Origin of the sequence: Paenibacillus sp. FSL W7-1332 (genome assembly GCF_037969785.1) — a bacterium.
Lineage (GTDB): Bacteria > Bacillota > Bacilli > Paenibacillales > Paenibacillaceae > Paenibacillus_AQ.
The window spans coordinates 1-10,000 of the sequence record NZ_CP150209.1 but is presented as its reverse complement, the minus strand read 5'-3'; the positions used below and the strand labels follow the sequence as shown (position 1 = coordinate 10,000).

Here is a 10,000-nt window from a genome sequence, read left to right as displayed (position 1 = left end):
CTCCATGCTCGTACGGATGATGGTACCGCTAGCCGTAATAATCATGAGATCCTCTTCCGATTTCACGACCTTAAGTGCCACAACCGGTCCGTTTTTCTCCGTAATATTGATAGTCTTGATCCCTTTGCCACCACGGGTCTGACTGCGGTAGTCGCTTGCAGGCGTCCGCTTGCCGTAACCTTTGGTCGTTACAATAAGGATATCAAGCTCCTGGTCCACCACGTCCATGCCAATGACTTCGTCATCGTCATCGAGCGTAATCCCTTTCACCCCCGTCGCGCTTCTTCCCATCGAGCGAACATCGCTCTCCTTGAAGCGGATGGACATGCCTTGCGCCGTTCCCATGATGATCTCCTGCTGACCATCTGTCAGCTTAACCTCGATCAAGGAATCATCATCGCGCAGGTTGATCGCAATCAGACCGCCCTTGCGGATATTGACATAATCCTCAAGCGGAGTTTTCTTAACGACACCCTGACGTGTGGCAAAGAACAAGAAATTATCGCTGTCAAAGTTCTCCACCGGGATCACGGCATTGATCGACTCGCCCTGTTCAATCTGAATCAGGTTGATGATCGGCGTTCCGCGGGCGGTACGGCTAAGCTCAGGAATCTCATAGGCTTTCAACCGGTACGCCTTCCCTTTGTCCGTGAAGAACATCAGATAGTGGTGGGAATTCGTGACGAAGAGATGCTCGACAAAGTCTTCGCTCTTCGTATCCATCCCCACAACGCCGCGGCCGCCCCGCTTCTGGCTGCGATAGGTGTTCGCAGGCAGACGCTTGATGTAACCGGTATGCGTAATGGTGATGATCACTTCTTCCCGTGGAATCAGATCCTCATCCAGGATGCTGTCTTCCCCGACCGTAATTTCGGTACGGCGCTCATCCGAGAAGCGTTCCTTAATCTCTTGGAGCTCATCATTGATAATTTGAAGCACAAGATGCTCATTAGCCAAGATCTCGCGCAGTTCCGCGATTCTGGCAAGCAATTCTTGGTACTCGTTCTCAATCTTCTCGCGTTCGAGTCCGGTCAGGCGCTGCAAACGCATATCCAGGATGGCCTGCGCCTGCTCATGACTGAGACCGAAACGCTCCATCAAGCCTTCGCGAGCTGCCTCTGTAGTCTGCGACGCGCGAATGAGGGCAATAACCTCATCGAGATGATCCAGCGCAATCCGCAAACCTTCGAGAATATGAGCGCGAGCTTCCGCCTTCTTCAGTTCAAACTCGGTCCGGCGACGGATAACGATAACCTGATGCTCCAAATAGTAGAACAGCACGTCGCGCAGATTCAAAATTTTCGGCTCATTGTTTACGATAGCCAGCATGTTAATACCGAAATTAGACTGCATAGCCGTATGCTTGTACAGGTTATTCAAAACGACATTTGGGTTGACGTCCCGGCGCAGCTCAATAACAATCCGCATACCGTTACGGTCCGACTCGTCGCGGAGATCCGTAATGCCGTCAATCCGCTTATCGCGAACCAATTCCGCGATCTTCTCAACCAGTCGAGCCTTGTTCACCTGATACGGAATCTCGTGAACGACAATGCGAGCCTTGTTGTTATTCTCTTCTATGGTCGCTTTCGCCCGCATCGTAACGGATCCACGGCCCGTACGGTATGCTTGACGAATCCCCTCACGTCCCAGAATATAACCCGCTGTCGGGAAATCCGGTCCTTGAATATATTCCATCAGCTCCATCGGCGTGATATCAGGATTTCGAATCATCGCCTGAACGCCATCGATAACTTCACCGAGATTATGAGGCGGAATATTGGTAGCCATACCTACTGCGATCCCGGACACGCCGTTTACCAGCAAGTTAGGATAACGCGCAGGAAGAACGACCGGCTCCTGTTCCTCACCATCATAGTTAGGAGCAAAGTCTATCGTCTCTTTATTAATATCACGCAGCATTTCCATAGCAATCTTCGATAAACGAGCCTCGGTATAACGCATAGCCGCTGCCATATCGCCGTCAATGGAACCGAAGTTTCCGTGTCCATCAACAAGCATATAACGCATGGAGAAGTCCTGCGCCATCCGAACCATGGATTCATAAACTGCGGAATCACCATGAGGATGGTACTTACCGATAACCTCGCCAACAATTCTTGCCGATTTCTTATGCGGTTTATCCGGGGCCATTCCAAGTTCAGACATCGCATATAAAATACGACGGTGTACTGGCTTCATTCCGTCCCGTACATCCGGCAAAGCCCGGCTGACAATGATACTCATCGCGTAGTCCATAAAGGACTCGCGCATCTCGGTACCAATGTCACGATCTTTGATTTGGGAGAAATTTTCTTCCGCCATGCTGGACCTCCTTCATTTTCCTATCAACCATGCCTTGATCTATGTGAAAAAAGCAGAATAGTGATCAGAAACCTAAAAACGCACTAACCTTTATTATATTACTTTCACAAACCGTGCACAATTAAACACGGGATGGATCAAGTGAAAGAATGATTTTTGCCCGGAAACCGGGATATACGCCCTGTCCTCCGTGCCCCTTTTCACATACAATGCATTGCACAGGACTTTTCGTAGCATCACATCTTTATATTATACCACTGTTTGTCATACTTGTCCTATGTTTTCCGGGTTTAAGCTCTCTTGCTGGAGATGCCCCGATTCTTTCAAATCAACCGGATGGACACGAGTTTGTTAACGAGACAGGCCAAATCCTGTCACTCCCATCATACAGCTGGAAAGGATGAAGATGGTTGACTATCCAACGCGTTGCAAGCAAGTGGGCGAAAACGAAAATACTCTTGAAAAATAAAGGTCTCGCCTCTTATGTTCCCTCTACCCGCCAGTATTCATTGGAGGCGCTTGGTGACATGCTGGGCACACATACGCTTGTGTATATCAAGCCTGACCGGGGAACCTATGGCGTCGGCGTCATGTCAGTCGAGCAGCTCCAATCCAAAATCGGTGATGCCGACGAAACCACGACCACTTCCTACAAGCTTCGTTATGAACAGAAAACCGAAATGTTTACCTCCCTGGAGAGTCTCGATAAAACACTGAGCGCTTTGTTTCAGGGGAAGGAATATCTCATTCAGCAAGGCATCCATCTGCTTCGCCATAAAGGCCGCCCCTTTGATCTACGTGTACTTACTCAGAAGAGTCCTTCTGGCCAGTGGGTGAGCACAGGAATAATCGGGCGGGTAGCGGCCAAGAATAAAATCATTACCAACCACCATAGCGGTGGGGCAGCCCAGCACTATAAACCGCTGATGACCGAGCATATGACGGCGGAAGAGGCAGAGAACATCCGTAAAGAGCTGAATGTACTTGGGGTGAATGTCGCATCGCAGCTGCAGAAATCCTATCCCAAGCTGAAAGAAATCGGCCTCGATATTGCCATCGACGGTCGCTGGAACATCTGGATCCTGGAGGTTAATACCAAACCCGCACTGTTCCCGTTCAAGAAATTTTTCAAGGATCCCAGCATCTACAATCAAGTAAAAAAATATGCAAACGCTTATGGGCGTAACTTAACCGGCAAGAAAAAAGCCAAAAAGACCGGCTAGCCTATGCGATATATAATTTAATGCCTAGATTCAGGATATATGGCGAACACACCAAATCGTATCTATCGTAAAAATAAAAGGGCAGTCCTGAGGCCTTCACAGACCTTGGGATGCCCCTTTTTGGATTATTAACTTTATACGTCCAGATTACGGACCGACTTCGCATGCTCTTGAATGAAATCCCGCCGCGGTTCAACGTTATCGCCCATCAGGGTATCAAACAACGTATCAGCCAGGATCGCATCTTCGATGGTCACCTGAAGCATGGTACGGCTCTCTGGATCCATCGTCGTCTCCCACAGCTGTCCGGCATTCATCTCGCCGAGACCTTTGTAACGCTGTACGTTAATTTTTACGTTCTCACCGAATTCCTTAATGATCTCGTCGCGTTCTTTCTCACTGCCGGCATAACGGATCACCTTATTGCGCTCGATCTTGAAGAGCGGCGGTTGGGCGATATAGATATAACCCGCTTCCACCAGCTTACGCATGTAACGGTAGAAGAACGTCAGCAGCAAGGTACGAATATGCGCGCCGTCAACGTCGGCATCAGTCATAATAATGATTTTGTGATAACGGGCCTTGGACAGATCGAAATCTTCCGCAATACCCGTACCCAGCGCCGTAATGATCGCCCGGATCTCCGCATTGGAGAGGATGCGGTCAAGCCGCGCCTTTTCCACGTTGAGAATTTTACCCCGAAGCGGCAAAATGGCTTGGAAATGCCGGTCGCGTCCCTGCTTGGCGGATCCGCCGGCAGAGTCACCTTCTACGATGTACAGCTCACTGATGGAGGCATCCTTGGAAGAGCAGTCTGCCAGTTTACCTGGCAATGCGCTGACTTCAAGCGCACTCTTCCGGCGTGTCATCTCGCGGGCTTTACGCGCCGCTTCACGAGCACGTGATGCCTGGAGCGCCTTCTCCAGGATCCGACGGGAAACCGACGGATTCTCCTGCAGGAACTCCTGCAGCTTCTCCGCGAACAAGGATTCCACAATACCGCGGACTTCACTGTTGCCGAGCTTGGTTTTGGTTTGTCCTTCGAACTGCGGCTCCGGTACCTTGACCGAGATGATTGCCGTCAATCCCTCACGCACATCGTCACCCGACAAGTTGTTGGTGTTATCTTTGATCAATCCCGTTTTGCGGGCATAGTCATTGATAATCCGAGTGAGCGCACTCTTAAAGCCGGATTCATGCGTTCCGCCTTCGTGCGTGTTGATATTATTTGCAAAAGAATAAATATTCTCGGTATAGCTGTCGTTATACTGGAGCGATACTTCGACCTGAATATTATCCCGTGATCCCTCAACATAGATAGGGTCTTCGTGCAGTGCTTCCTTCTTCTCATTCAGGAACTTAACGTATTCAATGATTCCGCCCTCGTATTTGAAATAGTCGGAGGCACCTGTACGTTCATCCGTCAGCGTAAGCGCAATGCCCTTATTCAGGAACGCCAGCTCACGAATCCGCGTAAGCAGCGTGTTGTAATCATATTCCGTTGTTTCCGTGAAAATCTCCGGATCCGGCAAGAAGGTTACGGTTGTACCAGTATCGTCGGAATCCCCGATGACCTTGATATCATATTGAGGTACGCCGCGATGATACTCCTGTTGGTAGATGTGCCCGTCACGTTTGACTTGAACCACGACTTTCGAAGACAGTGCATTCACGACCGAGACACCAACACCATGCAGACCGCCGGATACTTTATATCCGCCGCCGCCAAATTTACCGCCGGCATGAAGGACGGTCATAACGACTTCCAGCGTCGACTTCTTCAGCTTGGCGTTCTCGCCGACCGGAATTCCGCGCCCGTTATCGACAACGGTAACACTGTTATCCTCATGGACAATGATTTCGATATGGTCGCATATTCCCGCCATCGCTTCGTCAATACTATTGTCCACAACTTCCCATACCAAATGATGCAAACCCTTGGCACTGGTAGACCCGATATACATCCCGGGACGTTTACGAACGGCTTCCAATCCTTCCAGTACCTGAATCTGATTCTCATCATATGTCGGTTGATTCATAGACATGCCTTCACCTACTTCTACAGATTCTGTTATGCCTGAGCTACAAAATGATTTGCTCGTTTCTTAAGCGTTGCAGAGGAGATCGGAGAGTAATAAACGATCGACTTCGTCACCACAATGGATTTCGGATCCTCTTCGCCAATCATCTCCACGACTTTATGCTGCTGGGCATGCGTGACGAACTGCTTGGAGATTTTTGAAGATTTCTCTATCGAGATATCAAAAATCCCAACCAGCTCCGACGAACGGATGATCTTCTCTCCGCCCAAATGAATATACATATGGAATCACTCCTTAAGAGCCCACCTGTCCGTCATGGACATGAAAAATGCTGGCACCCTTCAATTTGTCGGTATTCAAACTCTCAATGCCCGTCGCCGTGATGAATGTCTGCACTTTGCTCTGGAATGTCTCGATCAATTGTGTCTGCCGGTACGGATCCAATTCAGAAAGCACATCATCCAGAAGCAGCACCGGATATTCACCGATCTCTTCCTGTATCAGCTCGATTTCAGCCAGTTTCAAAGATAGCGCCGTCGTCCGCTGCTGACCTTGAGATCCATACGTTTGGACTTCTTTGCCATTAATATAAAAAGCCAGATCATCTCGATGAGGACCTGCCAATGTCATACCACGCCGTATTTCTTGCTCTTTCATTTGTGATAATTTTATCATAAATGTCTCAAATAAGACAGCTTCATCTTCTTCCTCCGCGTCAGCAAAGGACGGAAGGTAGTGTAAAGAGAGCTCTTCCAGACCGTTTGTGATTCCCTGATGAATGGTCTCAGCCCACTTTTGCAGCTTTTTTATAAATTGTTTCCTCTTCTTGACGATTTTAACACCATGTTCTGCCAATTGGTTGTTCCAAATGTCCAGCATCGCTTGTTCGGCGCTGCCCTTCCCCCATAATTGCTTCAGCAGATTGTTGCGCTGCACAAGCACCTTCTGGTATTGCTGCAGGTGAAACAGATAGCTTGGCGCGACCTGCCCGATCTCCATGTCAAGAAACCGGCGGCGAACCCCCGGCGTGCCTTTGACAATCTCCAGATCCTCGGGCGCAAACATCACGACATTGAGCGAGCCGATGAAATCGCTAAGCTTCCGCTGCTCGAGTCCGTTGATTTTTGCCTTCTTCCCCTGCTGAGACAAACTCAGCTCCAGCCTCAAGGTGCCGTACTTGCGATCAATCTCGGCTGATATATGCGCACTGGACTGCTCGAATCCAATCAATTCGCGATCCTTGGAGGTACGATGGCTCTTCGTTAAAGCAAGCACGAAGAGCGCCTCCATCAAATTCGTCTTTCCTTGGGCATTGCGTCCGATGATCAAATTGACATCGCCAAACGCCTCAAGCTGCAGCTTCTCGTAATTTCGATAATGCTGCAGGCTGACATTTTTGACAAACAAGCTTATCCTCTCCCTCGTCTTCCGCGCTTAGCGCCAAAGCGGCTGCGGGAGGCTGTCTATTGTGCTGCCACCTGAAACGTCCCGCAATCCTCTACCTTGACGATGTCGCCGGGAACCAGTTTGCGTCCGCGCCGCTCTTCCTTCTCGTCGTTGACCAGAACCGCTCCTTCCGCAAGCAGCGCCTTCGCCATCCCACCTGTGGATACGCAATCTGAAAGCTTCAAAAACTGATCCAGCTTGATATATTCACTGTGGATAAATATTTGTTTCATGACCTCGTCCTTTCATCCCTATCAACATGGGGATAACTTTAATTGGCCGTACGGTACGGCAGAATAATATATTGGCTCTTGCTGTCGTCGAGCGGTTTAAGAATGATCGGGCTCATAACCCCCATGAAAGCGATCATCAGCTGTTCGCTTTCAACCACCTTTAGCACGTCCAGCATGTATTTGGAGTTGAACGAGATGCGCAGCGGCTCCCCTTTGAAATCGATCAGATCCAATTCTTCACGCACTTTACCAAGCTCAGAGGAGCTGGAAGAGATCTCGATGCCGCCTTGTTCCATCGTTTGCAGGAGAACAATGTTCGTTTTCTCCTCCTTGGAGAGCAGGTAGGCGCGGTCGATCGATTCGCTTAATTTTTTTGTGTCCAAAACGAGTTCTGTTTTATGCGATGTTGGAATAATTCTAGAAGTATCGGGATAAATGCCGTCCAGTATACGGGAATAGAACAGAACACGGTCAATTTTAAATAATACCTGATTATCGGCCACAACGATATCCACCAGCGTATTTTGGTCCGGAATAATTTTGCTCAGCTCATTCAGCGTTTTACCCGCAATGACGACATTGTTGAACGAAATATCCTGTGCATTATCCAGCTGTGCGGAGCGAGTTGCCAATCTGTGGCGGTCTGTTGCGGTAAATTTCAATTCATTATCGTTCAGACTCCATAATACCCCGGTCAAAATAGGCGTTGTTTCATGGGTGGAAATGGAGAATACCGTTTGCTTGATCATGTTTTTCAGCAGATCTCCAGGCAAAGAAACGGTTTGGCTGTCTTCAATGTTAGGCAGTACCGGGAATTCTTCGGGGTCCAAGCCCACCATCTGAATTTCCGTAGCTCCCGAAGAAATAAAGGTATGGAAGTTCTCTTTTACCTCCATCTGGATTTCTTGGGAAGGGAGTTTCTTGATGATTTCAACAAAAAATTTGGCCGGCAGCACAACGCTACCAGGCTGCTCTACCTGGACGATGGTGTGCTTCTCATCTTCCGAAGGAATAAACGATTGAATGGAAATATCAGTATCGCTAGCAGTTAGTGTGACACCCGAATACGTGACATCCAGTTTAATGCCGCTGAGGATCGGAATCGTAGTTCGGCTGGAAATCGCCTTGGATACGTGTTGAATGGATTCGTTTAATACATTTTTTAATATGCTGATTTTCATCAATTTCACTCCTTACGGAAAAATGAGAGGGGTTTTTTCACCTTGGCGAATGCCAAGAGGATCCCCCTCTTTATGGTTAAATTATTTATTAATTATTATTAGTAATAGTAATAGGGGCACTGAATATGTGGATAAGCCCCAGAAAAGGCATAAAATTAAGCCTATCCACATGTGTATAGATTGTGCATAGGCTTTGAACTTGTTCAGGTTGGATTTTTGATTTTCTCCGTAATATTATTGACCACTTTAAACAGCTCCTGGTCGTTTTTCAGAGATTGGGTAATCTTCTCATGGGCATGGATGACAGTGGTATGATCCCGGCCTCCGAATGCTTCTCCGATCTTGGGAAGGGAATAGTCGGTTAATTCGCGGGACAGGTACATGGCAATTTGCCGCGGAAATGCGACGGCTTTGGTTCGCTTGCGGGCTTTGAAGTCTTCCAGCCTGAGGTTGTAATACTCGCCCACCTTCTGCTGGATGTCCTGAATCGTAATCATTCGCGGCCGGCTGGACGGGATGATATCCTTCAGGGCTTCGGCTGCCAAATGCGTTGTTACGTCCTGATTGGTCAGGGAGGAATAGGCAACGACACGGATCAAGGCACCTTCGAGTTCACGAATGTTCGTATCGATCTGATTGGCGATATACATCATGGCTTCGTTCGGAATATCCAGATTCTCGGCCTTCGCTTTCTTGCGGAGAATGGCAATCCGCGTCTCCAGATCCGGCGGTTGAATATCGGTGATCAATCCCCATTCGAACCGGGAACGGAGCCGTTCTTCCAGCGTCGGAATCTCCTTGGGCGGACGGTCACTGGATATGATAATCTGCTTCCGCTCTTCGTGCAGGGCGTTAAACGTATGGAAAAATTCCTCCTGCGTCGATTCCTTGCCTGCCAAGAACTGAATATCGTCAATGAGCAGAATATCGACGTTGCGGTACTTGTTGCGGAAGCTTTCAGCGCGGTTGTCCCGAATGGAGTTGATGAACTCGTTGGTGAATTTCTCGGAGGAAATATACACGACTCTGCTGCTGGGATTGTGCTCCAAAATATAGTGGCCGATGGCATGCATTAAGTGGGTTTTTCCAAGTCCAACTCCACCATATAGGAACAATGGGTTATACGCCTTAGCCGGAGCTTCGGCAACAGCGAGCGAGGCAGCATGGGCGAAGCGGTTGCCTGAACCGATGACAAAGGTATCAAACGTATACTTCGGATTCAGCATATGAGACTGAATTTCTTCCCCGGATATTTCAAGCGGCGGCGAGATCTGCTGCGGCACAGGTTCGTGTCCTTTGGCCTCCTCAATGACGAAGCGGACATCCACCTGCTTGCCCACCACCTCCAATACGGTTGCACTAACCAGCTTGGTGTATCGGCTCTCCAGCCATTCCACAGCAAACGTTGTCGGTGCGGAAATGACGACGGAGTGATCGGTAATGGTCAATGCCTTGGTAGCTTTAAACCAAGTGTCAAAACTCGGTTTACTCAGCTTGGTTTGTATGATCGATAATATTTCTTGCCATAATTCGGAAGTATGGCTTTCCAA

The 10,000-nt window shown here is 48.8% G+C and carries 8 protein-coding genes (1 of these 8 cut by a window edge); 1 reads left to right on the top strand and 7 read right to left on the bottom strand.

Going from position 1 to position 10,000, the window contains the following annotated elements; all coding sequences use genetic code 11:
* On the bottom strand, positions 1-2,325 hold the 5' portion of the coding sequence (gyrA, locus tag MKX98_RS00040; RefSeq protein WP_194540284.1) for a DNA gyrase subunit A. Its footprint begins 171 nt before the window's first position; 2,325 of the gene's 2,496 nt are visible here — the first part of the coding sequence; it begins with the start codon at positions 2,323-2,325; its stop codon lies off the left edge, out of view.
* Between the two features lie 410 nt (positions 2,326-2,735).
* Between gyrA and MKX98_RS00035 the strand changes: the two genes are divergently transcribed.
* On the top strand, positions 2,736-3,548 hold the full coding sequence (locus tag MKX98_RS00035; protein WP_339220798.1) for a YheC/YheD family protein: 813 nt from the start codon (positions 2,736-2,738) through the stop codon (positions 3,546-3,548).
* A 134-nt stretch (positions 3,549-3,682) separates the two neighbouring features.
* Here MKX98_RS00035 and gyrB read toward each other — a convergent pair whose 3' ends face one another.
* The 6 genes from gyrB to dnaA form a co-directional block, all read right to left on the bottom strand.
* Positions 3,683-5,593 carry a DNA topoisomerase (ATP-hydrolyzing) subunit B gene (gyrB, locus tag MKX98_RS00030; RefSeq protein ID WP_100541344.1) on the bottom strand — a complete coding sequence of 637 codons (1,911 nt, stop codon included), beginning with the start codon at positions 5,591-5,593 and terminating at the stop codon, positions 3,683-3,685.
* Positions 5,594-5,619: 26 nt separating this feature from the next.
* Positions 5,620-5,871 (bottom strand): extracellular matrix/biofilm biosynthesis regulator RemA family protein, encoded by a 252-nt coding sequence (locus MKX98_RS00025; RefSeq protein ID WP_071219299.1) that lies wholly within the window; start codon positions 5,869-5,871, stop codon positions 5,620-5,622.
* A gap of 13 nt (positions 5,872-5,884) precedes the next feature.
* Positions 5,885-6,997: a DNA replication/repair protein RecF gene (gene recF, locus MKX98_RS00020; RefSeq protein WP_339220796.1), complete on the bottom strand. Its 1,113-nt coding sequence runs from the start codon at positions 6,995-6,997 to the stop codon at positions 5,885-5,887.
* Positions 6,998-7,053: 56 nt separating this feature from the next.
* Positions 7,054-7,269: a S4 domain-containing protein YaaA gene (gene yaaA / locus MKX98_RS00015; protein WP_009591516.1), complete on the bottom strand. Its 216-nt coding sequence runs from the start codon at positions 7,267-7,269 to the stop codon at positions 7,054-7,056.
* Between the two features lie 38 nt (positions 7,270-7,307).
* A complete protein-coding gene (gene dnaN, locus MKX98_RS00010) occupies positions 7,308-8,450 on the bottom strand; it encodes a DNA polymerase III subunit beta (protein ID WP_113058542.1) in 1,143 nt (380 codons plus the stop codon).
* Positions 8,451-8,653: 203 nt separating this feature from the next.
* Positions 8,654-10,000, bottom strand: a complete 1,347-nt coding sequence (dnaA, locus tag MKX98_RS00005) for a chromosomal replication initiator protein DnaA (RefSeq protein WP_269468904.1) — start codon at positions 9,998-10,000, stop codon at positions 8,654-8,656.

Excerpts from the sequence above, each read along its gene's own strand:
- gyrB (WP_100541344.1), bottom strand. The coding sequence starts at position 5,593 with ATGTCTATGAATCAACCGACATATGATGAGAATCAGATTCAGGTACTG.
- MKX98_RS00025 (WP_071219299.1), bottom strand. The coding sequence starts at position 5,871 with ATGTATATTCATTTGGGCGGAGAGAAGATCATCCGTTCGTCGGAGCTG.
- yaaA (WP_009591516.1), bottom strand. The coding sequence starts at position 7,269 with ATGAAACAAATATTTATCCACAGTGAATATATCAAGCTGGATCAGTTT.
- dnaN (WP_113058542.1), bottom strand. The coding sequence starts at position 8,450 with ATGAAAATCAGCATATTAAAAAATGTATTAAACGAATCCATTCAACAC.